Here is a 24162-nt window from a genome sequence, read left to right on the forward strand (position 1 = left end):
CCCGCCTGCTTCTCGTATCCGCAGAAGAAGATCGAGTCAGGTCAGTGAATAAAGTCGGATCAGATCAGCGCAGCGCAAAGGGACTTAGCGCAGATGTTCCTCGATATATTCCTGGGCCTCACCCACCGTCGTGATCTTCTCGGCGTCCTCATCCGAGATCTGGAGTTTAAACTCCTCCTCCAGGGACATGATCAGCTCCACCAGATCCAGGGAGTCCGCGTTTAGATCCTCGACGAAAGAGGCGCTGGGGACCACCTCGCTCTCATCGACGCCGAGCTGCTCGACGATGATCCGCTTCAAGCGCTCGGCGACGGAGCCGGAGCCAGAGCCAGAAGCCATTAGGATGTCACCTCACTTTCCGCAGTTGGAGTGGGCTGCTGTTGCTGTGCCCGCGCAAATATTGTGCCAAGGACGCCATTGACGAAGCGGCTCGACGAGTCGCTGCCAAACAACTTGGCCAGTTCGACCGCCTCATTAATGGCTGCCTTTGCTGGTACCGTATTATTAAACAGAATCTCATAGATTGCAAGTCTGAGGATATTTTTATCGATGCGGGCCATTTGTGAAAGTGGCCATTCGCGTGCGGCGCTCTGGATCTGCGCATCGATCGTCTCCAGGTGGGCGCAAGTGCCCTCGACCAGCTCAAGGGCATAATCCACCACCCGGGGATGCAGATTGCGCTCCTGGGCATGGCGCTGCACCACCTCGACCGGGGGGTGCCGCACCGTATCAAACTCGTAGAGCGCCTGCAGCGCGACCATTCGGGCCTGTCTGCGTATCCCTACCGGCATAGCGTCTTCACCCAATCGCTGGTCTAGCTTGCTGACTTTGCCCGACCGCGTGCGCTTGCGCGCGAGCAGGAAGCTAGTTTCTCTCGAACACGCCTCATCGTGGATGCCACATCTCCTCTCTCTACTACCTACCTACCTATCCTACTACTACCTACTTACTGGCTGACCTTGCCTCTCGCCTTCTTTCCTGCCTGCCTCTGCTCAAAGCGCTAAGCCACATCCTGGATGTAGACATTGATCTCGCGCACCTGCATCCCGACCATATGCTCCAAGGCGGCGGCTACCTCTTCCTGGACAGCGGTAGCGACCTCGACGACATTGACGCCGGAGGCCACGACCAGGTAAAGGTCGACGCTCACGGTATTGTCCTGGACTGTCAGAGCCACACCTTGGCGGGGGATCTCGCGACCGGCGAAAGCTGGCCAGCGCTCGCTACCACGGGCCAGGCGGACGACGCCGGCCACCCCTAGCGCGGCATTCGAGACGATGGTTGTCAGAACCTGGCGGGCGACGCGCACCACGCCTGGAGGCTCATTGGTCATCTGTCTTGCTTCCCTTCTACTGTGCAGCATACTGACGGGACGCCGGTTGCTCTCTGCGCTCTTTCCCCGGTCTGGTGGGCAGGAACCCTTGATTATTATACCGCATCAGAGCTGGAGCTGCCCTTGCTCACGCAAGGCGGTCACCGCTTTGTCCAGTTCGTTCGCGTTGCTGATTGTCAAGGTAGTGGCATCGCGAGCGATGCGCTTGACCAGGCCGGTCAGCACCGAGCCGGGTCCGATCTCCAGATAGACGCTGACCCCTGCAGTGGCCAGGTACTCGACGCTGCGAACCCACTGCACGGGGGCGACGATCTGGCGCGCCAGCTCCTGGCGTAGGGCCTCCGCATCGGTCAGCGGGCGGGCCTCGATATTGCTAATGATGGGAATGGCCGCATTGCGCAGTGGAGTTGTGGCCAGCGCCTGGGCTAAACCCGCGGCAGCAGGCTCCATGACCGGCGAATGGAAAGCGCCGCTGACCGCTAAGGGGATAACCCGCTTGGCGCCGCGCGCCTTAGCTCGCTCCATTGCCAGGGCGAGGGCGCGCTGCTCACCGGAGATGACGATCTGGCCTGGAGCATTCAAGTTTGCCACACTCACCTTGCCCCAGCCGGGATGGTCTGTGTGAGACTGGGTCGCTGCTCCTTCCTGCATGGCCTCCTGACTGGCTTCCTGGCAGATCTCCTGCAGCGTTGCCTCATCCAGACCGATGATTGCCGCCATCCCGCCCGGGCAGACGCTCCCTTCGTGGTGCATCAGACGTCCCCGCTCCCGCACCAGGCGCACAGCGTCCTCCAGATCGAGCGCGCCGGCAGCGACGAGGGCCGCATATTCTCCAACGCTGTGACCGGCGGTGAAGGTGGGGGTCAAAGGGGACGACCAGCTAAAGCGGGAAGCAAGCCGCTCCTGCAGAGCGGCCAACAGAGCGAGGCTAACGGTGACAATCGCGGGTTGGGCATTAATCGTCTCACGAAGTTGCTCTTCTGGTCCCTGGAAGCAGAGGGTGCTCAGCGCCATGCCCAGAGCCTGGTCGGCCCGCTCGAAAACCTGGCGGGCCGCGGGGGACTGCTCATAAATATCAGCCCCCATGCCCACTGTCTGACTGCCCTGTCCAGGAAAGAGGAAAGCTATTCCTTGTGCTGCCATAGAGTTACACTGCGCGCGAGGGGTAGACGCGGCGCGAGCGAGACAAACAATGCCTGCTAGCTAATCGCACCTGGCCTGGTCCTGCCTCGCCCGACCGCGGGTGTGGCCTCGCGCTCTCTCCTCTTCTCGTCATAGTCTCGGTTGCCTGTCCCAGTCAATGGGGGCGTGCGTGCGCGGTGGAGAGCACTGCGGTGTGGATGTGGAGGCCACTAGCGCTTGCGCTCCTTGGGCCAGAAGACCTGGCGACCGCGGTAGGTGCCGCACTTAGGGCAGGCATGGTGGGCGAGCCGCGGCGAGCGGCACTGGGGGCAGAGCACCAGCTGAGGCAGCTTCAGGTGGAAATGCGCGCGCCTCTCGCCCTTACGCGCATGGGAAACTCGCTGTTTTGGTAATGCGCCCATAGAACAAAGCTCCTCCTCTATCTCCTAATCGGGCTAGCTGGCGGGAACGGACTGGATGGCCAGCGGGGCCAGCGAGCACGTTAAGCTTGCGACGGCAAGCGCTGTTGCAGCAGCTCGGCCAGCGCGCCCCAGCGCGGATCGATCTCTGGTTGACACTGGCAGGGGCCTAGACTCAGGTCGTGGCCGCACTGCGGGCAGAGACCTGGGCAATCCTCGCGGCAGAGCGCGCGCATTGGCAGCTCCAGCAGCAGGTGCTGGCGCACGGCTTCGCTCAGGTCGAGCTGGTGATGCTCGTCAATTGGAAAGCCCTCATCCTCACCCAGGGGTGGGGGAACAGGCACGCCGCTGGTGACATCGATGGTAGGATAGAACAGCTCCTCGAAGGTGATATGCATGGGCTGCTCAAAGGGCTTCAAGCAGCGGTCGCAGACCATCGGGAGGGTCAGATCCACCCAGCCATCGACCAGTAACCCGTAGTCGGTGCGTCGCATGCGGACGTGGCCGTTGATAGCGCCGAGTATCTTAAGATCGCTATCTAGCTGAACATCTTCTTCATGAATATCTGCCTGGAAGGCGGTCCCGATGGAGGCCTTCAGGAGTTGCGCCACGTTGTACTGCATAAGAAATGGAACCTCACTTTTGCCCCAGAGTAGACGACTAAACGGGAGAAGGGCTGCAAATAGAGCTGAACAGGTCAGGCTGTCTGTCGATGGCGCAAGTCTGGAAGATACTCAGCTTCTCACGTACGCTGGTTCATTATAGGTGACCCTGAGAAGGTGTGTCAAGCCCTTGGCTCGGGGCGACGTGGTGGCTCGCCTGGGCGTCCCAGCATGGGGCCGCCCATGGTATCGGCGGCCAGGGAAGAGCGGCGGGGGGAGGAATGGGGGGGGAGCGCGTCCTCCGCCTCCTCCTCGTCGGCATAGAGGGCATAGTCCTCCTCTGGCAGCGGCAGCTCCTCGGCGGTCTGGTCTTCGCTCTCTTCTTCGACGTAAGGCGAGGAGGCCTCCAGGCTTTCCAGGCCCTTCTCGATACTGAGAATGGTGCGACTGATCTCCGTCTCAATGGCGGTCAGGTGCTCATGCAAGGAGCGCAAGGTTTCCGCCACGTAGGCGTTGGCCTCGCTCTTGAGCTGCTGGGCCTGTTCCTCTGCCAGGCGTACTAACTCCTCTGAGCGCTCCTCGGCCTGGCGCAGCAGCCCCTCGCGGTCCATAACACGCTCGGACTCCTCGCGGGCCTTTGCCAGGATGCTGGCCGCCTCTGCCTGGGCCTGAGCCAGGATACGCTCCTTCTCCTGCAGGAGGCGTCTGGCCTGCTTGACCTCTTCAGGAACCGCGGCACGCATTTGATCAAGGATCGCCAGAATCTCTGCTTCCCTGACCATGATCTGATTGACGAGGGGCATCCTGCGGCTGCTGGCGATCAGGTTTTCCAGGCGATCTACCAGATAGAGTATATCCACACTGACCCTTCCTCTTCCTCGTGCTCTCTTGCGACTGGCTGACTGTACAACTGGCGAGCGAGTGGGCGAGCGAACGCATGCACGATGCGCTGCTGAGCTGGTCGATCCCGACCCCGACTGGCCGTGGTTGGAGAGAGCGCCCGCCTGGCGTCCTCCGCCTTGTTGCTCGCAGCGTGCAGATCAGCCCGCCGCTGTCTACCTACCTGCTTGCCTGTCTGCCTGCCTGCACCGACCGGCCTCTGGCCTTCGGTCTGGAAGCCGGTCACGCACTGTGACCGGCACCCTTTCTTGCTTTCGTTCTCTGCCTGTGACCTCGCACCCGGCAGCTCAACTGTAGCGCTCAGGATTCGCTGTGGCCAAATTTGCGCTGCAGGGCTTTAATGACTACTGGTGGCAACATGTCGCTGACGTTCCCTCCCAGTCGGGCTACTTCCTTGAGCAGGGAGGAGCTGACAAAGAGATGCTGTAAATTCGTCAGCAGACAGACGGTCTCAATTTCCGGGGCCAATTTGCGATTCATCAGCCCTTGTTGAAACTCGGCCTCGAAGTCGTTAGGGGAGCGCAGGCCCTTGATGATGACTGAGCCACCTACTGAGCGCACAAACTCAACGACGAGGCCGTAGAATTTTTCTACGCGAACATTGGTAAGGCCCTCGGCGGCAATGACCTCTTCCCAGAGCTGCACCCGCTCGTCGACAGAGAAGAGCAGATTCTTATCGGGAACAGCGTAGACTGCCACGATCAGCATATCGAAAAGGCGGGCGCCGCGCCGCGCGATATCCAGGTGGCCGTGCGTGAGCGGGTCAAAGCTGCCCGGATAAACGGCAATCCGTTGACGTTTCTCTACGTTGCTCACACGAACATCCCTTCACGATGCTGAAGCGGCCCTTGTCTATCTCTCTGTTGAGTGACCGACCGCTGTACCTGCCAGTGGAACCAGAAGCGCTCTCTGCAGGCAGCCAACCAGGTCGCCAGCCTGGGCTGGCGTTCAGTTCAGCGGAAGGAGAAAGCCGGGATCAGGGACGCCTGAGATCAGGCAGGTTTCTCCGCCCTCCTCTCCCCGGGCTTCTCTCTGGCCTGGCCTGGTCTGGCCTGGCCTTGCCTTGCGCGCCGGCCTTTCCTGCTGCCCTTCCTTGCCGTCTGGCATGTTGCTCTGTCGCCTATGATACCATATCTGCTGGAGATGGGGCAATGCGTGAGGCTGTGACTGACAGGTAAAGCAGGCGGGCGACAGGTGATAGGGCCGGCTGAGCTGAGGTAAGGGAGCGAGGCGCGCTGTTGAAAGAAAGAACGGAGGCTATGAAAAAAGGTCGGTACTCGTGACGAGCACCGACCCCAAACGCTGTAGTCTACAAGCAGGGGCGGCAGGACTTGAACCCGCAACCTGCGGTGTGGAGCTGCTCCACCGCAACCCGTGTGCAGCGGGCTGCTGGCGATGTCTCCCCGAACCGGACGTGCACCTTTCGATGCATCCGGCTCTCCAGAGGTCTGGAGCCAGCCCAAGCGAAGCACTAGACGCCAGTTAGCCTCGCGCGGGAGGCAGACCTCCTGCATCCCTTCCCCATGTCTCAGGCATTACCCTGAGCCTTTGAGTACTATGGATGCTCCGTCGCCATGCACCTTACGGTGTTTAGGCGATCCCCCAGTTGCACTTCTGCTCCGCTCCGGGTTTAGGTGCCTCGTTCGCCGCCGCGCTCGCCTGGGCGCTGTCCGTACCCTTGGCGAGAGCCTCGCTGGAGAAGCGGTTGCCAGCCCTCCAAATTACGACTGACAATCCAGCGAAGCGGGCAACTGAGGTTCAAGCAATCCAGCCTTCACCATGCCCGGCCTAGCTGCCCGGCGCGTAGCCATCCGTTGGCTGTGGAGTGGACCGCCGGACTTTTCGACCATGCTGTTGTCCCCGCCCCCTTTCGGGAGCCAGGTGAGGTCGTGCTTTAATCACACCCGCTTCAGTGATGTTGCGCTGCCGCAACAGGAACAGAAGCACCACAGGGGCGCACTTTGGAGACCGCTGCTCTACCGATTGAGCTACACCCCTGTACACAGGCCACTGAACTGTGGCCTGGCGGAGAGGGTGGGATTCGAACCCACGAGGGACTTTTGATCCCTAGCGGTTTAGCAAACCGCCGCACTAGGCCTCTATGCGACCTCTCCTTGTTGGTTCATGGCTCCTTTGCGATTGTCATCACAAGGATACTCCACTTCTTGTGACTTGTCAAGTCCCTCTTTGGCTCTCCAGACGCGCCGGACAGCCCGTCTGGAGAGCCCAGGATCAAGTCGCCCGCTGGTGCTGGTGGCAAGGGTGCCCTGGCGTCCACTCTCCGGCGTTTGCGGGCGTAGGTACCAGGAATTTTGGATGGTCATGCTGCACACTGTACGAAGTGGTGAGTATACTTAATATTGTCGGCAAGAATTGCAAGAAACGCACGATGCTGAGCTGATTGTGAGTGCCCAGCGCGAACTGGTAAAGAGAGGATAGCGAAGCGATGCTGGGGCAATTCAACATCGGCTACGGGGTCCGCCAGATTCCGCTGCCCGCGCGGGCGCTGGGATGGTTCTGTGCCCTGGCTGTGCTGATCTGGGTTTCGGGCGGCTTCCCTCCCCATGCCTGGCTGCTGCTCTGGCAGTCGCTCCAACAGCTTCCAACGCTGTGGGCGGCCCGCGGCCCCGCTCTGCTGCTCCCTGTATTGGGACTGGTCATCTTGGCCTTGCTCCTGGCCGCGGCCTGGATAGGGCTGTTGCTCGCTGGCTGGCGCCTCTTACGGACCTGCTGGTACTCCTGGCAGGAGCGCCGGTTGCTCAGGCATGAGCTTGAGCAGCTGCGCGAAGCCGAGGTCCAGGCAACGCGTGCTGTGAGGCACTATCGTCCCGGCGGTGGGGGGCGGTCCCGTTCGCAGCCGTTGTCGACCTCCCGCCCGCTGGCTCCCAAACCTGGCTCTCCCGACTCGCTGACGCGCCCGCTGGCCTCTGTCTCTGGTCCCTCTCCCTCTGCTGGGGCAAATGCAGCCCCCTCCCTGGATGCGCGACGTGCTCTTTGGGCTGATTTCCCCACCCAGGTTGACCTCTCTCTCTCGTCGCCGCCTGCCCTCTCCGCGCTGATGGCTGCCCCTGTCGAGGAGCAGCTCACCTTCCCCTCTCCTGCGGAGGCCCAGGCCCTTGAGACCCCCACACCCAACTGGCCAGCGCCAGCCGAAAAAAGGGCTGAGGAACGACGCACAGAGACGCTGGCCAGCCTGCCATCGAAAGGAACGCTGGTCATCCGTATGGGGGCCGTTACTGATCCCGGCCTCAAACGCAAGCATAAGCCGAATGAGGACAATCTGGTGGCTATTCAGAAGCAGCGGACTCATAGTGGCCAAACCTTCGGTCTCTGTGTGGTGGCTGATGGAATGGGAGGCCATTCCAATGGTCGTGAGGCGAGCCGCCTGGTGGTAGAGACCTTCTGCGAGCTGGCGCTGCCTGCGCTGACGAATTCGGTCGAGAATGACGAGACCTTCTTGACCGGCATTCTGGTTGATGCTCTGCAACATGCTAACCTGAAGCTTTATCAACGTAATCGCGCTGAGAAGGCCGACATGGGAACAACGGTGACCGCGGCCCTGCTCCTCGATAGTACCGCTTATGTGTTGAATGTGGGCGATAGTCGGACATATCTCTATCGCCCGGCAACGGGCCTGACCCAGGTAACGCAGGATCACTCGGTGGTGGCCCGCTTATTGAGTGCGGGGTCTATTTCTCGCGAGGATGTCTATCGACATCCGCAGCGCAATCAGATTTATCGTTGTCTGGGAGATCGGGCGTCGGTCGAGGTCGATGTCTTTGCTGTGCCTTTGCTGCGGGGCGATAAGCTGCTCCTGTGTTCCGATGGCCTGTGGGAGATGGTGCGCGACCCTCAGATTGAGCATCTTCTGGGCCTCACTGCTGATCCTGTGACGATCTGCCAGTGCTTGCTGCAGGCAGCACTCGATGGCGGCGGTGACGATAATGTGAGTGTGATCGTAGTTGAGGTGCTGCAGATCGCTGCCTGAAGTCGGACTGATCCACTTGTCTCCTGCGGCAGGCTCGTGTGGCTGGCCTCCATTATCTGTCTGTCTGCCTGCCTATCTGCCCGTCCACCCGCTATCCTCAAGCTGGTTCTCCTGCTGGCTTGCTCCTGGCTCGGTCTCACTGGAACTGTTGGGGAACGGCTGGACCTGTCTCCGGTGGACGAGGGATAGGGATACGCTCGATGGCGAGGATAGAATAGAGATAGCTGCCGGTGGATGGCCTGGGCTGGTCTGAGGTGGCTGCGCTCTGCCCGGGCTGCCCTGGTTCTGGCTGCTGATGGGAATGCACGGATGACAAGGCTCTTTTGCTTGGAGTGCTTGGCGCGAGCGAGCGGAGAACGAGCGATGACGATCTGGATTGGTACCTCTGGCTGGCTCTATCCGCACTGGGTGGGCCGCTTCTATCCGCCTGATTTGCCGCCGCAGGAGTATCTACCGTATTATGCCCGGCATTTTGCCACGGTGGAGGTGAACAGGAGCTTCTATCGCCTGCCCCCGCGTTCACAGTTTGCCCTTTGGGCTGAGCAGGTGAGGTTCCATCCGCGTTTTCGTTTCGCGGTCAAGGCCAGCCGCTATCTGACGCATATGAAGAAGCTGCGCGATGCGGCTGAACCACAGGCGCGTCTACTAGAGGCGGCGCGCGGTTTGGGTCAGCGTCTGGGCCCGCTGCTTTACCAGCTTCCACCTCACTGGAAGAGCGACCTGGGGCGTCTGGAGGACTTTCTCCATTTGCTGCCGCGTGGACTGGCGGTAGCTTTTGAGTTTCGTGACCCTTCCTGGTTACAGGGGACCGAGGGTGAGCGCTTGTGCACTTTGCTGACCAAGGCCGGCTGTGCCCTGGTGCTGGCAGTCGGGGGGGAACTGCCCACGCCGGTGAATCTGCCGGCCACAGCGGCCTTTCGTTATCTGCGCTTCCACAGTGGGCAGGCTGGCCCTTGCTTCAGTGAGGCGGAGCTGGCTTTCTGGGCCGAGTGGTTGAGCAGGGAGGCGAGAGAGGGACGTGAGTGCTATGCCTATTTCAATAATGATAGCGAGGGGTATGCCCTGCGCAATGCCGCGCGCCTGCGCGAGCTGGTTACTGGCCGCCTGGGCGTCGGGGCGGTGGCCTTCTAGGGTGCCGCCGCCGGCTGGGGTGGCTCCTGTCCCGGAACAGCGACCGCTCTGGGTTGACAGCCAGGCAACCTCTTGCATATACTTCCTCTGCCAGCAGTGAATCGTGCGACGCATCAGGTGGCCGGAAATGCCTGCGCTCATTTCCGGCAGAATAGGGAAGCCGGTGAGAATCCGGCGCAGTCGCGCTACTGTGACTGGCGAGCACCTTGGCGACCCGTCCGCTCGTTCCCCGCTGCGGGCGGGTGCGCGTCGATGAGCGAACAAGCCACTGTTCCTGTACGGGCCTGTGTAAAGGCAAACCTGCCTAAGTCTGCGGGCCAGGCCGGGGAATGGGAAGGCGCGTCAAGGTGCGCTTGAGCCAGAAGCCAGGAGACCTGCCTGATGCCAGTGGCCCATGTTCCTTCGCGTCAAAGGAGCAGGCGTACTATCAACCACCAAACCAAGCTGACCCGCTGCTTCTCCGGTCCTTTTGTGTTGTGGTTGCGCCCCCTCTACGCGAGGTGACAATGGACGGTTATCTTTTGCTGTGGAGGAGTGAGTTTTATGCGCATCCGTGTCATCTCCAGATGGTTTTTCCCTTATTTGTTAGTTCTGTGCTTCCTCTTGCTTGCTGCCTGTGGACAGAGTCAGAGTGGCGGCAGCGCGGCGCAGCCAAGTCCCACGCCAACAGCAGTGCGCGATATCTACGGCACTCCGGTGGTCTTCCCGAAGACGGCCCCGCAGCGTCTTATTTCCCTGGTGCCGAGCATGAGCGAGATTCTGGCCGCACTCCACCTGGAGAGCCGTATTGTGGCTGTCGACTATTATACGGACTATCCGACGCAACTGACCCGTCTTCCACGTATCTCGGATGCCAACGGCGACTATAATGTAGAGCGCATTGTGGCTCTGCATCCCGATCTGGTGCTTAGCTCTGGCGGTCTCACAGAGAAGTACGATGCGCAGCTGACGCGTCTGGGCTTGCACGTGGTTGATTTGCCAGACAATACCATTGCTCTGATGCTGGCTGAGATTCAGACGGTGGGGCGTCTGACCTTCACTGAGAGCACGGCGGATGCGCTGGTCAGGCAGCTCCAGCAGCGCATCGCTCAGATCCGCCAGGCGGTGAAGGGAACCACGCCGCCGACGGTGATGCTGGAGGCCGACGATAGCACTCCTGGCAAGCCTTATGTCTTTGGTGGTGGTACGTTTGGCGACGAGCTGCTCCAGGATGCTAATGCGATCAATGTCTTCCACAACAATACGAGCAATGGCGGCTATCCCCAGGTCACTGATGAGGCGGTGATCCGCGCCAATCCTCAATACATTATCCTCACCGAGGACCCGCGCTATGGTGGCGATCCACAGCTGGTCTATCGCCGTCCGAACTGGGGCCAGATTACCGCCCTCAAGTTACACCATGTCTACCATCTCAATACGGATCTGATGCAGCGTCCGGGGCCGCGCCTCGTTGATGGTCTGCAGTGTTTGGCCCAGCTGCTGCACCCTGCAGTCTTTAGTGGCTCCTTGCCAGCCTATTGCCAGTAAGGGAGAGGAGGCGCGGGACGGGGCAGGACAGCACAGCGCAGATGGTGGACCAGGCCGGGTAACGGTAGTAGGTGGGTGATGATAATCAGGGACTTCTGGTCTCTCGAATTAGCGACGAATACCCCTTACCTGGGCAGGTGCCGACTCTTACACTGGAAAGAGGCATAGGCTCCCTGCTGGGGAGTGAAGGTCGTTCGTCGCCGGTGCCCGGCCCGGGTGCCCGTGGTAAGCTGTCCGTTGGCTATCGCTGGCGACGTCTTGACGGAAGAAAGAAGAGAGGAGTCCTGATCACCATGCGCATTCGGCACGTGACTCGGGCGAGCGGGCAGTCGGGACGCGGCAGAGCCACGCGCTCAATGGCTGACGCGGCCCAGGCCAGTGCGCCGGGGCAGAGCTGGCAACCCACGTCTCTACCGGATAAGGGGACCGGGTGGCGGCCCTGGCTGGGCGAGCGCAAGTACGATGATGAGCGCTATCTGCGGCCCGCGCTGCCTCGCAGGCGACATTCCTCTCCTGCCAGGGTTGGACCCGACGAGCGTGGGATGCCTGATGAGCCGCAGGCGTGCCCAGCTAAAAGGGAGGTGTCCGGGCCTGATCTGGCGGCTGTGGTCGAGCAGGAGCGTGCGGAGCGGCTGGCGATGCTAAAGACACGTGTTGCCGCGGGTACGTACGAGGTTGATAGTGTCGCGCTGGCCCGCAGGATGCTGGGCTATCACTAGGGACGGCTGAGCGCTGAGCGGCAGCCAGCGCCGGGAAAGGGCTGCTCTTTCCGTATGTGTGGTGCGATCCCGTGGGGAAGCTGCAGGGTGGTCGGGAATGGTGGGGAGCGTACCGGGCCAGCCCCTGGTCCTGGGGGCGGATGTGCTGGCCCAAGGTCGGCCAGCAAGGGGTCCGCCAGGCCAGGCGGGGGTGGAAAGGTCTGGACGCTCTCCTTTTTTGGCAGTGGCAGGGGCTGGACCTCCTCGACTATACTCTTCTAGAGTACTGACAGGTCTGTAACACGTAAGAGAGGCCTCCCTTACGTGCTTGCTTGACCTCGTTCCATTGGATGTGTTGTTCGCGTTGTTCGTCAGGTTCAGGTTCCTCGCAAGGGAAAATGGGAGGTACCTATGCAGGATTTGGCTCAGATGCGCTGTGTGCCCTGTCGTGGCGGCGAACCGGCTTTGTCAGATGCGGAAATCAGTAACTTGCTATCTCAGCTCCCAGGCTGGCAGATAGTCGAGGTGGATGGAATCAAGCGTATCGAAAAGACTTTCCACTTTGATAACTTTGCCCACGCTCTTGCTTTCACGAATGCGGTCGGCGCACTCGCTGAGGAACAGGATCATCATCCGCAGCTCGTGACTGAGTGGGGGCAGGTAAAGGTCGCCTTCTGGACTCACGCGGTGGGTGGGTTGCATCAAAATGACTTTATTATGGCGGCCAAAACTGAGGCGGCTTTTGCTCAGGCCGAAGGTCGCAAGACGTCTTAGGCACCTCGTCTTGCGATCTGCTGGGCTTAGAGGCGCTCAATCCCCAGCTCCTGGCATCGGCATGCGGGAGACGCGGTCTCGGCTCACTCACTCGACATCGGCCAGAGATCGGTCTCTCGCCTTCTGGCTGGTGCCTTTGCCTCTCCTCTCCTGGGCTGCCTTTCTCTGCCTGCGCCAAGTACTTTTTTCCTGGTTTGCTCTGTCGTCCCTGCCTTTTGCTGTCGCTAAATTGGCATAGTATGATATTCAAAAAGATGATATAATCCACATAGAGAGGCAGCTTATCAGTGGAGTAGAGTAAATCTCATCCGTGCTTGTGCATGAGGACGAAAACGAAGGATTGGACTCCCCTGGCTGGTGCAAGCCAGCTTGGGCCTGACAGTGGCAAAGGCAAGGATAGCCTGCAGCAGCCCTGGCCAGTGGCCTGGTCTTGGCGGCCTGGATCGTGGTCAGGCCAGTTCTCTTGGATGAAAACCAGCCTATGGCTGTTGGTCAGCCTCCTCTGTGGTCTCTGCCTGCTAAGCGCCTGCGGCCCGACGAATGAAGCGCCCGCTGCTGCTGACGAGCTAGGAACTCTTCATAGAGGTCTCGTCTATGTCGCCATTGGCGCCTCCGACTCCTTTGGCTTTGGCACCGCTGATCCCTACGCCGATAACTGGCCTATTGATCTGGCCCATAAGCTTGGCCCATCCGTCCATCTGGTCAATCTCGGCATTCCCGGCGTCCACCTCCATCAAGCGCTGCGTCTGGAGTTGCCCATCGCGCTCGATGTCCATCCTGACATCGTGACGATCTGGCTGGCTGTGAACGATCTGGCTGACCAGGTGCCGGTGACGGCCTACGCGCGCGACCTGGATCTGCTCCTCACACGCCTCCAGGCTGGGGACCCGCGGGCCAGGATTGCCATTGCCAATGTGCCCGACCTGACGCTGCTCCCGCATTTTCGTACCTTTGATCAGCAGTGGCTGCGCTCTCAGATTCAGCTCTATAACGCTGCTATTGCTGATAATGTGAGAAAGCATCATCTGATTCTGGTTGATCTATCACAGCAGCGCTACAACCTGGCCCGTCATCCTGAGTACGTGAGTGACGATGGCCTTCATCCGAGCGACATCGGCTACGTGGCTCTGGCTGATCTCTTTTATCAGGCCCTGCGCTGAGGCCGGACCTGACGCCTGGCTGAGCGAGAGGAACAGGAGGCGCGACCAGCTCAGGCGGCCAGGAAGGTAGGCTGCCACGGAGGAGGGCAGCTGTGACAGGAGGTATCGGACAGGCTCAGTCAATTTGCAAGAAAGTAGCATGACGGAACTTTTTGGTATCCCGCTTGATACGCTCAGCACGATCCTGCTGATCATCACCCTGGCGATTGTGGCGCTGGTCCTGGTACTGGCGTTGCGCAATCGGCTTTTTTTTAAGATCGGTGTGCGCAATATCCCACGGCGGCGCACGCAGATGATGCTGATCATCTTCGCGCTCATGCTGTCGACCACCCTGCTCTCTAGCGCCCTGGCGACCGGCGATGTCATGACGGGAGCGGTGCGCAGCGTTGCAACCTATAATGTAGGCAACGTTGATGAGACGATAGAGGGCGGCTCCGGCGATCTGGGCTTCTTCGATGAAGCGATCTATTACCGCCTGCGTGCGCAGGTGAGGGGCGACCCTGATATTGCCGCCCTGGGAGCGGCTATCATGGAACAGGATCTGTTGGTGGCCGACCAGACCTCACGCCAGGTGCGCTCGGGTGTAACAGCGCTGGCCGCTCTGCCGGGCAGCGAAGATGGTTTTGGGGGTATTGTCGCTGAGGATGGCAAGGGCCGTTTGCATCTTGCCTCGCTCGGTCACAACGAGGTCTATCTGAATCGGACGCTGGCGCAGCTTTTAAACGCTCATGCAGGAGATCGCCTCTATCTCTACTCGCAACGCTGGCCGGGACGGCGCTATGAGGTGCGTGTGCGCGCTATTGCCGATAGCAGCGGTATGATAGGCGATACTCCTTTCATTGTGAGTCAGGTGCAGCTGTTTCGGCGGATTGAGCAGTGCGGCGATGCCATCACGCAGATCTTTGTGGCCAATCGCGGTAGTGACGGGCCTGACAGCATCGCTATCTCCGATCGCGTCGAAGAGAAGCTAGAGCGGCTTATCCCGCGCAATGTCCACGTCATTGAGGTCAAGAAGCTAGCCATTTTGAATTCGGAGAAAGCGCAAGACATTTTCTCGCGCATCTTCGTTCTGTTTGCCCTCTTTATTGTGGCCATTGGGATGCTGCTGATCTTTCTCATCTTCGTGCTGCTGGCAGCAGAACGGCGGGTTGAAATGGGGATGGCGCGAGCTATTGGGGTGCTGCGTCGTCATTTGGTGCTGACTTTTCTCTTCGAAGGGGCGATCTACGATCTGCTAGCCTCCTTCATCGGACTGGCGTTTGGGGTGGCCATTGGGGCCTTGCTGGTGCTCTTGCTTGGGCCGGTGTTGGAACGCTTCGACTTCCCGCTTAAGCTGACCTTTCAGCCGCGCAGCCTGCTCATCGCCTACTGTCTTGGTACCATTTTCACCTTCTGCGCCGTGACGGTCTCCGCCTGGTTGGTAAGTCGTATGACTGTGGTGGAGGCTTTGCGCAATCTGCCGGAGCCGGAGCGGCGATCGCGCACCATTGCGGAACTGAGGGGGCTGCTTGGACTGGTGGGGAAAGCTCTGCGTCAGCGCAGTCGTCGCCTGCTCAGCCATCTCAGCGAGCTGCTCATCGAGGGGGGGCGTGCTCTGGTCCTGGCGGGCCTGCTCCCGCTGCTGGCGGGCCTCTGGCTGTTCTTCTATGGCCTGACAGAGCGGCTGGTAGCCCCTTTCTCCCTGGGTCTCTCGCTCCTGGTCATTGGTGGCTGCCTGCTCCTCAAGACCGGCGCTATCGCGCTCTGTCCTGCCAGATACAGACCGCAGATACGCCGTCTGGGCGATCGGCTGGTGCCGGCCATTGCTGGTCTGACCATCTGTGCCTACTGGGCTGTTCCCTTCGATCTCTTCGCCTCGCTGGGTCTGGTACGTTTCCGCTCAAGCATCGAAGTCTTCTTCCTAGCCGGCTTCATGATGACCCTGGGGATTGTCTGGGCCCTCATTGCCAACGGTGAGCTACTGGTCAAACCGCTGTTATCGCTCTCACGTGTGCGCCCGCGCCTGCACCTGTTGGCGCGCTTGGTGGCCTCCTATCCGCTGCACTATCGCTTTCGCATGGGGCTGAGCGTGACGATGTTCAGTCTGGTCGTTTTTGCTTTGACTGTGATGACAGTGATCACGGCGGCCATGCAGCACAGTTATGCTGACATTAATCTACAGACGGGGGGCTATGACATTCAGGCCATTCCCTATTTTCGGCCCTTGCTCTCCAGTCAAGGAAAGGAGACTCCTGATGAGCAATTGCGGGCCATTCTGGCGCGGCATGGCATTGATCCCGGAGCCTTCAGCGCCATTGGAGTGCGGACGACAACGTTGGTGGGGGTGATTCAGCCGACGGCTCCTCAACCGGCCTGGCGGCTCTATCCGGCTCAGGTGATCAGCGGGGGCTTTCTCCAGGGCTATGGCCTGCATTTGGTGGCGCGAGCGCGCGGCTTCAGCAGCGATGCTGCTGTCTGGCAGGCGTTGCAGGAGCATCCGAACTATGCCTTGATCGATAGCAGCGCGCTGGAGGCTAGTCTGGGTGCCCGTGGCTCGCCTGGGGTTTATGATCCCTCGGCGCCGACGGCCAGTGAGGCCGGGGTACCACTCACGCCGCCTGGTCTGGACCCTTACTATACCTTTGCCCTCAGCGGGATCTCGCTGGGAGAAACGAACTTCACGCCGCAAAGCCTCTGGGTGACGCGCTCGCCGGGGGGCGACGGCCTCTCTGCCTTGCTCAATGCCTCGGTTGCCAAGCTGACCATTATTGGGGTGGTTGATAACAGCAACGGCGATCATTTTGGACTCTACATCTCGCAGCGGCTCTACGGTTCGATCGCGCCCGATCCGAATAATCCCGAGGTCCAGGCCTACTACTTTAAGGTGGCGCCGGGTCAGGACAAGCGCGCGCTAGCTCTCCGCCTTGGCTCGGCCTTTCTCGACGAGGGTCTTGAGACCACTGTCTTGGAAGATGCCATTTGGGAGGTGCGCGGGCCACGCATCCTTCTCAGCGATATTATGATCGGAATTGTCGGGCTGGCGCTCCTACTTGGGGTTGCAGCCCTGGCCATTACCGGTACGCGCGCCGTGGTTGAGCGGCGCCAACAGATTGGGATGCTGCGTGCGCTAGGGTGCAGCCGCCGTTTGATCAGGACGGCCTTTCTGGGTGAGTCTGTGCTGGTAGCAGTGCTTGGTAGCTTGATTGGTCTGGTACTGGGTCTGCTGCTAGCGCGCAATCTGTTTGCTGCCAACTTCTTGGAGCGCTACCAGACTGGCCTGGTCTTTGTCATTCCCTGGGGCCAGTTGGTCCTGATTATTGGCTTTGCTCTGGTAGCCTCGCTGATGGCGGCACTTCTGCCGGCCTGGCAGGCAGGACGTGTCACACCGATCGAGGCCTTGCGCTATCAGTGAAGGAGGCGCCGGGCCTGCTACCCTGCCTGGTCTGCTGGCTAGCAGGTCCAGGTGACCTGTGTGGAAGTGCCGTCCTGGGTGCGAAAGAGCAGCTGACCCTGGCGCGGGCAGGAGGCGTAGATGTAGATCGTAATTTGCTGTTGACTGCCAGGCTCTAGCCAGCCCTGCTGCGGTGCAAAGAAGGCGCGCACATTCGAGCTGCTAGCCGACCATTGGGTGGTGTCGCTGGCCGCGGAGGAAAGCGAGAGGGTGACCTGGCAGCGAAAGGTGAAGCTGTCGTGGCTGCAATCGTCTGATCCGTTAAGCTGGGCCGGACTGACGGTCAGCAGCGGCGGGGTAGGCGTCGGTGAGGGCGTGGGTGTCGGATGCGGCGTCGGGGTGGGCGTCGGCGAAGGTGATGGTGTCGGTGTGGCCGTTGGTGAAGGAGTAGGCATCGGGCTGGGTGAGGGCGACGGCGTTGGCGCCACGGTGATGATGACGGTACTCGTTGGAACCGTGGGAGTCTGTTGGGCAGTCTGTCGCCAGAGGCCGGCTGACAGCAGTGGCAGCAGCAAAATAATGAGCAGGCTCAGGATGACCACGAGGCTGACCACGCCCATCAGAATCCAGCGTCCTTGTCTGGCCTCACGCCGGTAGCTCACGCCCTGGCCCGGGCTGCCGCGAAGACCGGCGCCCACACCCGCGAGACCTGCTGCGCTGCCGACGGCTGGTCGGACGCTCTCGCTGATGACCGTGGGCTGCTCGTTCCACGGTAGGACGGGTGTGGCTGGGGCCTCTGCCTCCTCCGCTTCGCTGGTCTGCTGAGACGCTCCATCTGCTGGTTCCAGGATGCTGTCGCTGCCAGCTGTCACAAACGTCAACTCAGGAGGAGAGCCGACAACAGTCTCCTCGCTTGGGGGGAGGAGCGCGGCCTGACCCTGCTCTGGGATCAACAGCTGACTCTGGTTGGACAGTGCTGGCTGCGGTATGGTCTCTTGCTCGTGGATCGAGATTTCTTCCTCTGTCGATGTGTGGCCAGTGAAAGTGCCTGCCTGCTCTTGAGAAGTGCTGACCTCTCCGCTGGCAATTGAAGCGTCGGGGACGGTAGGTTGAATCCCGCCGGGAGCGAGAGAGTGGCCGAGATTGGAGCTAGAACTCTCGGGAACACGGATCGCATCGCTGGGGCGGAGCAATTCGCCGCTCGCCGGAGAGAACTCAAGAGGGGACGGTCTGGCTCGCCCGGCTGATAGGAGACGCGCTTCGCTGATCGCAGGCAGGTTCGGAGCGCCGCCGCTGGCTGGGGTGGAAAGGCTGCCTGCGGGAGGGGAGGCAGCTGCCGGGAAGAGCGCTCTGAGGAACTCCTTGACGGTGGGGAAGCGTTGGTCGCTCTCTTTGGCAAGGGCTTGCAGAAGCGCCTCATCCACCCGGCGCGGCAGCAGCAGGTTGAGCTGCGTCGGGGCCACTGGTTGCTCGTGGCTGTGCTGCCGCGCCAGCGTTGCAAAATCTGTGCCGCTGAAAGGAGGCCGCCCGGTCAGCAGCTCGTAGGCAATACAGGCCAGGGCGTACTGATCGCTGGCGCGACTCGTCATCCCTTCGAACTGCTCAGGGGCCATGTAAGGCCAGCTGCCAGGGCGCAGCTGTGGCTCACCATCGGTCGCTGTGGCCCAGCTGAAATCGGTGAGCCATGGCTCCCCCTTGGTGTTGAAGAGGATATTCTCCGGCTTCAGGTTGCCATGCATCACATTGAAGTGATGGGCATAGGCCAGAGCTTCAGCGATCTGCTGTAGCAAGGCACCAGCCTCGGCCACGCTCAGAGGGGTCGTCCCCTGGCGCGCCAGTCGCTGGCGCAGCGAGCCGCGCAGCGCATATTCACTCATCAAATAGACTTCGTCCTGGTCGACACCGCTCTCCAGCGGAGGGAGCAGATGCGGATGTCGCAGCATCCTCAGCAGGCGTACCTCACGAAAATATTGCTCGCGATTGCGAGGAAAAGGCGGGTGAAAGAACTTGATCACCACCGTGTGGCCGGGGGCTGTCAGATGCTGAGCCAGGTAGGCGCTGCTCGCTGGCCGGTTGCCGAGGCCAGCAATGATTCGATAGTGACCGATCACTCTATCGATATAGCGATTGCGCTCGCGCATAGCTCCTCCACCGGGACCCGAGGACTGTCATCCACAGACGACCATTGCTGCTGTAGGGCACTGCTCCATCTGACCAGGGGTGCTGTTCCAACCTCTTGCCACATCGTACTTCCCCCTTCTTTCCTCGCTTGCTTGCTTTTGGCACGTACTCACAAGGCTGCCTCATTCCAGGGCAAGGAGAGTATAACTGGCATTTCTGCATGGTGTCAATGAAAGAGAGAAATGGGGGATGACAATCGCTCCCCGTGCCTGATAATATCAAGACGAATGGGCTGTAGCCTCTTCTAGAGTGACTCACTCGTGAATTCTTCGTTATCTATTCATAGCAGTACTAGAGCTGCCCATTTGGACTGTGTTGGTCATAGGATGCGGCTTGAGAGTGTAGGAAGGGTCTGGTGACAATGAATCGGTGCCTCTACTGCAACAGGCCATGTGAGCAAGGGGTGGTGTTTTGCGACGAGTGTCGGGCACTGCTGTTGCAACGTCATGCCCTCGCTGAGCAAGAAGTGCTTTTTCCACCGGGAGGTGAAGGACGGCAGGTGGCTGGGCTTTCAGATGCGAATGGCTGGCCGCCGCCCTCGCTACGTGGCTTCCCGACGGTGCCGATGAGTGCCGCTGATGGGGCTTGGGAGGAGGAGGGTAGCGCTGATCCACGGGCGCGCTCTGCGCTGGCTTCGGGATCAGCCCAGAGAACGGGTCGAGGGGGAACCCAGGGCAGTTTTCCCCAGCTTGAGCAAGATGACATGAACCAGGACCTGGACCGGCCCGCGTGGCACTGGTCCTGGAAGGCCCGGCGTCAGGCCTGGTCTGAGGAACTGATCTCCTCCGCAGCAGCTGAGAGCCAGGGAGCAGGGCAGCCTCAGCGACGCGGCAGCGATTCCAGCCTCCCGGCTGGCTCGCTGCGAGCGACGTCGGAGGCGCATTCTCTGCCTGCCTCCGGGGGTCGTGATAGTACGCAATCTGGCGGATCGCCATCTGGCATTCATCCCAATGGCTTGGGGGATGCCCGGTCGGGTCACTGGCTCCTGGGGGACCGGAGCCGGTCGTCGTGGTGGAGACAGCCGGGGCGCAGGCCCTGGTTGCGCTGGCTCTTTGTAGGGCTGACGATCCTGGCGCTTTTGCTCATTGGCTTGAATGGCTGGCTGATCCGCTCACGTTTCGTTGGTGTCCATCAGCCGACCATGCCGGTAGGCCAGCCGCCGTTCTTGACGGCGACACCGACGCTGGTCCGTGCCGGTCAGGCGGTACATCTCCATCTGGATCATTTCCCGGCTTTTGCTCAGATCTATTTTAGCTATGATGTTGGCCAGGCTCTGGCACCTGTGGGTATGGCCTCTATTGTTCACCTGGGGGCGGCGGGCAGCGCTGATGTGACGATCATCATTGGGCGCGACTGGAGTCCTGGCGGCCATACTATCCAGGCTGAGGATATCGCCACACACTATACGGCCAGTACGACGGTTCAGGTCTTGGCCAGTGGTCCGCTGCGTTCGCCGATTCTGGAGGTCAGTCGCCGCAGTCTGGATCTGGGCGCGGCGGTGCAAGGTCTCAATAGTGTGGTGCCCTTCTGGCTGAGCAACGGTGGCGATGGAAGCCTTTCATGGACGGCGAGCAGCGATCAGCCGTGGCTGCTGACTACCCCGACACAAGGAGTGCTTAGTGGGCGTCAGGCGATCTTGATCGCAGGATCGCGTGCCAGTCTGCGACCAGGCGTTTATCACGGGACCATCACCTTCAGCGCTGATAGTGGCCCCTCGTTGCGTGTCCAGGTGACAATGCGGGTCGAAGCAGCGCCAGCTACCGCCAACGAGCGACAGGCCTGGCCGCTCACGCTGACGCCAGCGGCTCTGGCCTTCTCGCTCAGCGATGGTGGCCCAGCGCCCGCGGCCCAGTTTGTCACTCTTGCTAATCCTGCACGTGAGACGGCGGTCTGGTCCAGCCGCCTGGTGGTGCCGCCCGAGGCCAGCCAGGATGCGCCGCTGCCGGCGCGCACCGATTGGCTCCAGCTCAAGCCGGCCCAGGGGAGATTAGCCGCTGGTGAGAGTGTGCCTTTGGCGGTAACAGCCCAGGGGACGCATCTGCTGCCCGGTCTCTACCTGGCCATCGTTCAGGTGAGCAGCTCGCCCTTTGCTGCCCCAACGGCGACAGCGACCCAGGTGCTGGCGGCCTCGCTCACCGTCCTGCCTGCCTGTCGCCTGACCTTAAGCTCCCAGAGCCTGACCTTCACCATTGGCTCAGGGCAGAGTACGGCCAGCGATCAATCGCTTGAATTGGGGTTAGCACCGGGCTGTGCTTCCGGCCTGAACTGGCAGGCGTTTACCTCAGCGAGCTGGCTCAACATCGATCCGACCAGTGGCCGTGTCGATGCGACCCACGGCATGAGTGTGCAGGTCAGTGTGGCCCTCAGCGAGTTAAATGCCGGTACCTATAGCGGTTTTATTCTCTTCTCGATGCAACAACGGACGCAAACGGTGTCGGTTCTCTTGAATTTGCTCACCTCGGCGATTCCAGGGGGCACCAGTAGCAGTGCTACCACAACAGCGGGGACCGGTGGGCCGGGTCGCACTCCGCTGGGGGCAACCCTTTCACCTGGCAGCCTGAGCTTTACGGTCGAGCAGGGGGGCCAGCCACCGGCGGCGCGCTCTGTCCTGCTGAGCGCTAGCCAGCACCCGCTGCTGTGGTCGGTGATGCTCAATACGGGGTCAACTCCCTGGCTGAGTGTGGCGCCCCTCAACGGCACGCTGGCGGCTGGCCAGACAACGCAGCTGAGTGTCAGTGTCAACGTGGCGAGCCTGACACCGGGGACCTATAGCGGCCAGTTTAGCATCTCACTGGAGCCTGCCGATGGAGTGCCGGCCAATCCCAGCCAACTGGTGCAGGTAGTGGTCGTTACCTTAACAGTCCTGGCTCCCTGTGTGCTCGAAGTGACCCCGAGCGGGTTGAGTTTTAGCAGCTCGCTACTGCAGCCGAATCCCCCCCCGCAGATGCTCTCACTGCGCATCGACGGAGGCTGCCCCCGCCCGGTGACCTGGGTGGCCAGCGTCGATAGCGATAGCGTGTCGTGGCTCCATCTGAGTCAGGCGAGTGGCAGCGAGAGCGGTTCGGGCACGACCATCGCGGTCTACGTCACACCTCCGCGCCTGCTGCTGAAGACGCTGCGGGGTCAGATCACCATTACGGCCAGCGATGGCGGACAGAACCCGCTGCAGAGCAGCCCCCAGGTGATCACCGTTACCGTCAGTCCAGGCTGAGGCCAAACTCTGCCTCTCAGGAGGCTTGTTCAGGATTGGGGTGGGCGAGCGCCTGGCTCTGCGAGATGACGAACGGCTGGGCGCCCGCCGACGAGCAGGAGACTGAGCAGGCCGACGATGGCCCCAGCTAAGGCCACGGTCGGGGGACCACCAATGAGCGCAATCAGGCCACTTGCGCAGAAATCTCCCAGGGGCCTGATTGCCATGATCATCAGCGTGTTGAGGCTCATGACCCGTCCTCGCATCTGAGAAGGAACGCGTGTCTGCATCAGCGTGATCGTAGTGGCGGCAATCATATTCTGCATAGCGCCGACAAGGAAGAGGGTCAGCAGCGAGAGCCAGAAGAGATGGCTCAGGGCGAATACAAGCAAGGCCACGGTCCAGAGGCTGAAGGCCAGGATGAGTGCCCGCCCCTTGCGCTTGACTTCTCCAAGGGAGGCCAGCCCCAGTGCCCCCGCTACCGTGCCGACGCCAGAAGCGGAGAAGAGGAGGCCAAGCTGCAACGGCGTGAGATGAAGCACCTGCACGGAGAAATAGGGTAGGATGATGGCCGCCGAGGGATTGAAGAAGAGCAGAACTCCATAGGCTGCGATTACCCAGGGCAGGACAGCGTCACGCCCGATAACTTGCAGCGATTCACGGATCGAGTCCATCAGATCGCTGGCAGGCGCGCCCGACGCCGCAGCCTGACCTTCACCTGCCGGAACGCGCATGAGGAAGAGGACGATAAGCACTCCCAGATAACTCAGGGCGTTGAGGAAGAAGTTGCCCGCGTAGTGGATGAAGCCGATGGTCAGGCCGGCCAACGAGGGACCGATGACCGCCGCTCCGTTAAAGACGGCAGATTGGAGAGAAATAGCGTTCATGAGGTCTTCGCGCGGCACCAGCTGCGGAATGAGGGAGGAGCGCGCTGGCTGGTCGAAGCTCAGGACGACGCTATTGCAAAAGGCAATCAGGACAATCATCCAAACTTGAATGACGCCAAAGTGGGTTAGCAGCCCGAGGAGAAAGGCCAGACCCATTGAGCTGCTCTGCGTGCAAAGAAGCAGCCGGCGACGATCAAGACGATCGGCGACTCCTCCTCCGATAAGAGCAAAGAGGAGAAAAGCGCCGGCCTGAGCCAGGGAAACGATCCCCAGGGCAAGGGCCGAATTATGGGTCAGCTTGAGAACAAGCAGGCTCTGGGCAACAATCTGCATCCAGGTCCCAACGGAGGAGACAACCAGGCTGATCCAGAGCAGGCGATAGTTGCGATGGCGCAAGGCGCGGAAGGTGTTGAGCCGCTGGCGTTTGCTGGCGAGCGCGTTGCCTTCTGATGTGGCAGTGGTAGGCGACGATCTGTTCACGGACGTGGGACGCTCTTTCTTTCGTACTCACCGGCGTATCTCTGCATCTGATAATAATTATACGTTGTTTTGGTACTCTCCTGATGCTGCGTGAGGCGCAGGGCGCCGGGGAGATAGAATCTGTCAAAGGCTGACACTGGCTGCGCGCTCCTCCTCCTCCTGGTCTCCTTGCTCTTTTTTAGCGTTTCTGTGCAAACGGAAGAGATGACGGTATCTCTGTCCGGGTCCTATATACTTGACAGACGTGATCTGCATCGGTATTATTAACTATAGGCTCGTCTTGTATAAAGGAAGCAAGCGGGGGCGCGTGGCCCCCCGGTGCCAGCTGCTTCCAACGTGTGAACCACTAGAAGAGCTTCTTCTGTGTCTGTAGCCTCTTCTGCTACGGATAGTCAGCTGT

At 60.8% G+C, this 24162-nt stretch carries 19 protein-coding genes, 1 tRNA gene and 1 riboswitch; of the genes, 9 read left to right on the forward strand and 11 right to left on the reverse strand.

The annotated features are described in order from the left end of the window. Positions 1–84: 84 nt before the first annotated feature. From acpP to KTAU_RS17480, 7 genes are all read right to left on the reverse strand, one after another. Positions 85–339, reverse strand: a complete 255-nt coding sequence (acpP, locus tag KTAU_RS17450; protein WP_151729580.1) for an acyl carrier protein — start codon at positions 337–339, stop codon at positions 85–87. Further along, positions 339–791: a transcription antitermination factor NusB gene (nusB, locus tag KTAU_RS17455; protein ID WP_151729581.1), complete on the reverse strand. Its 453-nt coding sequence runs from the start codon at positions 789–791 to the stop codon at positions 339–341. Before nusB ends, acpP begins: the two co-directional genes overlap by 1 nt. A gap of 209 nt (positions 792–1000) precedes the next feature. Next, entirely contained in the window at positions 1001–1333 is a 333-nt protein-coding gene (locus KTAU_RS17460; RefSeq protein ID WP_170293401.1) for an Asp23/Gls24 family envelope stress response protein, read from the reverse strand. A 105-nt stretch (positions 1334–1438) separates the two neighbouring features. Continuing rightward, the gene (fabD, locus tag KTAU_RS17465) at positions 1439–2476 is read right to left on the reverse strand and encodes an ACP S-malonyltransferase (protein ID WP_151729583.1); all 1038 of its coding nucleotides are present in this window, start codon (positions 2474–2476) and stop codon (positions 1439–1441) included. 209 nt (positions 2477–2685) lie between these two features. Further along, the gene (gene rpmF / locus KTAU_RS17470; RefSeq protein ID WP_112431204.1) at positions 2686–2877 is read right to left on the reverse strand and encodes a 50S ribosomal protein L32; all 192 of its coding nucleotides are present in this window, start codon (positions 2875–2877) and stop codon (positions 2686–2688) included. An 80-nt stretch (positions 2878–2957) separates the two neighbouring features. Then, entirely contained in the window at positions 2958–3497 is a 540-nt protein-coding gene (locus tag KTAU_RS17475; RefSeq protein WP_112431206.1) for a YceD family protein, read from the reverse strand. Between the two features lie 161 nt (positions 3498–3658). After that, on the reverse strand, positions 3659–4336 hold the full coding sequence (locus KTAU_RS17480) for an ATP synthase subunit B family protein (RefSeq protein WP_151729584.1): 678 nt from the start codon (positions 4334–4336) through the stop codon (positions 3659–3661). Between the two features lie 77 nt (positions 4337–4413). Here KTAU_RS17480 and KTAU_RS17485 point away from each other — a divergent pair, with 77 nt between their 5' ends. Beyond that, complete coding sequence (locus tag KTAU_RS17485) at positions 4414–4611, forward strand: hypothetical protein (protein ID WP_151729585.1); 198 nt, start codon at positions 4414–4416, stop codon at positions 4609–4611. A gap of 65 nt (positions 4612–4676) precedes the next feature. Here the strand turns inward: KTAU_RS17485 and coaD are convergent, their stop codons facing one another. Together coaD and KTAU_RS17495 are read right to left on the reverse strand one after the other, a co-directional pair. Then, positions 4677–5192: a pantetheine-phosphate adenylyltransferase gene (coaD, locus tag KTAU_RS17490; RefSeq protein ID WP_151729586.1), complete on the reverse strand. Its 516-nt coding sequence runs from the start codon at positions 5190–5192 to the stop codon at positions 4677–4679. 1207 nt (positions 5193–6399) lie between these two features. Further along, positions 6400–6490 (reverse strand) — tRNA-Ser (locus KTAU_RS17495). Positions 6491–6822: 332 nt separating this feature from the next. Between KTAU_RS17495 and KTAU_RS17500 the strand changes: the two genes are divergently transcribed. From KTAU_RS17500 to KTAU_RS17530, 7 genes are all read left to right on the forward strand, one after another. Next, positions 6823–8364: a PP2C family protein-serine/threonine phosphatase gene (locus KTAU_RS17500; protein ID WP_151729587.1), complete on the forward strand. Its 1542-nt coding sequence runs from the start codon at positions 6823–6825 to the stop codon at positions 8362–8364. A gap of 363 nt (positions 8365–8727) precedes the next feature. Continuing rightward, positions 8728–9495 carry a DUF72 domain-containing protein gene (locus KTAU_RS17505; RefSeq protein ID WP_151729588.1) on the forward strand — a complete coding sequence of 256 codons (768 nt, stop codon included), beginning with the start codon at positions 8728–8730 and terminating at the stop codon, positions 9493–9495. A gap of 98 nt (positions 9496–9593) precedes the next feature. Further along, a riboswitch (cobalamin riboswitch) is annotated at positions 9594–9891 on the forward strand. Positions 9892–10038: 147 nt separating this feature from the next. Then, entirely contained in the window at positions 10039–11022 is a 984-nt protein-coding gene (locus tag KTAU_RS17510; RefSeq protein ID WP_151729589.1) for an ABC transporter substrate-binding protein, read from the forward strand. Between the two features lie 293 nt (positions 11023–11315). Beyond that, complete coding sequence (locus tag KTAU_RS22065) at positions 11316–11741, forward strand: flagellar biosynthesis anti-sigma factor FlgM (protein ID WP_228026518.1); 426 nt, start codon at positions 11316–11318, stop codon at positions 11739–11741. 390 nt (positions 11742–12131) lie between these two features. Continuing rightward, positions 12132–12494 carry a 4a-hydroxytetrahydrobiopterin dehydratase gene (locus KTAU_RS17520; RefSeq protein ID WP_151729590.1) on the forward strand — a complete coding sequence of 121 codons (363 nt, stop codon included), beginning with the start codon at positions 12132–12134 and terminating at the stop codon, positions 12492–12494. A gap of 467 nt (positions 12495–12961) precedes the next feature. Next, complete coding sequence (locus KTAU_RS17525) at positions 12962–13654, forward strand: SGNH/GDSL hydrolase family protein (RefSeq protein WP_170293402.1); 693 nt, start codon at positions 12962–12964, stop codon at positions 13652–13654. Between the two features lie 139 nt (positions 13655–13793). After that, entirely contained in the window at positions 13794–17045 is a 3252-nt protein-coding gene (locus KTAU_RS17530) for an ABC transporter permease (protein ID WP_151729592.1), read from the forward strand. A gap of 38 nt (positions 17046–17083) precedes the next feature. Here the strand turns inward: KTAU_RS17530 and KTAU_RS17535 are convergent, their stop codons facing one another. Further along, positions 17084–19165 (reverse strand): serine/threonine protein kinase, encoded by a 2082-nt coding sequence (locus KTAU_RS17535; RefSeq protein WP_151729593.1) that lies wholly within the window; start codon positions 19163–19165, stop codon positions 17084–17086. Positions 19166–19704: 539 nt separating this feature from the next. On the opposite strand from KTAU_RS17535, the gene KTAU_RS17540 reads away from it, so the two are divergent. Then, entirely contained in the window at positions 19705–22416 is a 2712-nt protein-coding gene (locus tag KTAU_RS17540; RefSeq protein WP_151729594.1) for a BACON domain-containing protein, read from the forward strand. Positions 22417–22445: 29 nt separating this feature from the next. Here the strand turns inward: KTAU_RS17540 and KTAU_RS17545 are convergent, their stop codons facing one another. Beyond that, positions 22446–23762, reverse strand: a complete 1317-nt coding sequence (locus tag KTAU_RS17545) for an MFS transporter (protein WP_151729595.1) — start codon at positions 23760–23762, stop codon at positions 22446–22448. Between the last annotated feature and the right edge of the window lie 400 nt (positions 23763–24162).

Source organism: Thermogemmatispora aurantia (genome assembly GCF_008974285.1).
Taxonomy (GTDB): domain Bacteria; phylum Chloroflexota; class Ktedonobacteria; order Ktedonobacterales; family Ktedonobacteraceae; genus Thermogemmatispora; species Thermogemmatispora aurantia.

Excerpts from the sequence above, each read along its gene's own strand:
- acpP (WP_151729580.1), bottom strand. The coding sequence starts at position 339 with ATGGCTTCTGGCTCTGGCTCCGGCTCCGTCGCCGAGCGCTTGAAGCGG.
- nusB (WP_151729581.1), bottom strand. The coding sequence starts at position 791 with ATGCCGGTAGGGATACGCAGACAGGCCCGAATGGTCGCGCTGCAGGCG.
- KTAU_RS17460 (WP_170293401.1), bottom strand. The coding sequence starts at position 1,333 with ATGACCAATGAGCCTCCAGGCGTGGTGCGCGTCGCCCGCCAGGTTCTG.
- fabD (WP_151729583.1), bottom strand. The coding sequence starts at position 2,476 with ATGGCAGCACAAGGAATAGCTTTCCTCTTTCCTGGACAGGGCAGTCAG.
- rpmF (WP_112431204.1), bottom strand. The coding sequence starts at position 2,877 with ATGGGCGCATTACCAAAACAGCGAGTTTCCCATGCGCGTAAGGGCGAG.
- KTAU_RS17475 (WP_112431206.1), bottom strand. The coding sequence starts at position 3,497 with ATGCAGTACAACGTGGCGCAACTCCTGAAGGCCTCCATCGGGACCGCC.
- KTAU_RS17485 (WP_151729585.1), top strand. The coding sequence starts at position 4,414 with ATGCACGATGCGCTGCTGAGCTGGTCGATCCCGACCCCGACTGGCCGT.
- KTAU_RS17500 (WP_151729587.1), top strand. The coding sequence starts at position 6,823 with ATGCTGGGGCAATTCAACATCGGCTACGGGGTCCGCCAGATTCCGCTG.
- KTAU_RS17505 (WP_151729588.1), top strand. The coding sequence starts at position 8,728 with ATGACGATCTGGATTGGTACCTCTGGCTGGCTCTATCCGCACTGGGTG.
- KTAU_RS17510 (WP_151729589.1), top strand. The coding sequence starts at position 10,039 with ATGCGCATCCGTGTCATCTCCAGATGGTTTTTCCCTTATTTGTTAGTT.
- KTAU_RS22065 (WP_228026518.1), top strand. The coding sequence starts at position 11,316 with ATGCGCATTCGGCACGTGACTCGGGCGAGCGGGCAGTCGGGACGCGGC.
- KTAU_RS17520 (WP_151729590.1), top strand. The coding sequence starts at position 12,132 with ATGCAGGATTTGGCTCAGATGCGCTGTGTGCCCTGTCGTGGCGGCGAA.
- KTAU_RS17525 (WP_170293402.1), top strand. The coding sequence starts at position 12,962 with ATGAAAACCAGCCTATGGCTGTTGGTCAGCCTCCTCTGTGGTCTCTGC.
- KTAU_RS17530 (WP_151729592.1), top strand. The coding sequence starts at position 13,794 with ATGACGGAACTTTTTGGTATCCCGCTTGATACGCTCAGCACGATCCTG.
- KTAU_RS17535 (WP_151729593.1), bottom strand. The coding sequence starts at position 19,165 with ATGCGCGAGCGCAATCGCTATATCGATAGAGTGATCGGTCACTATCGA.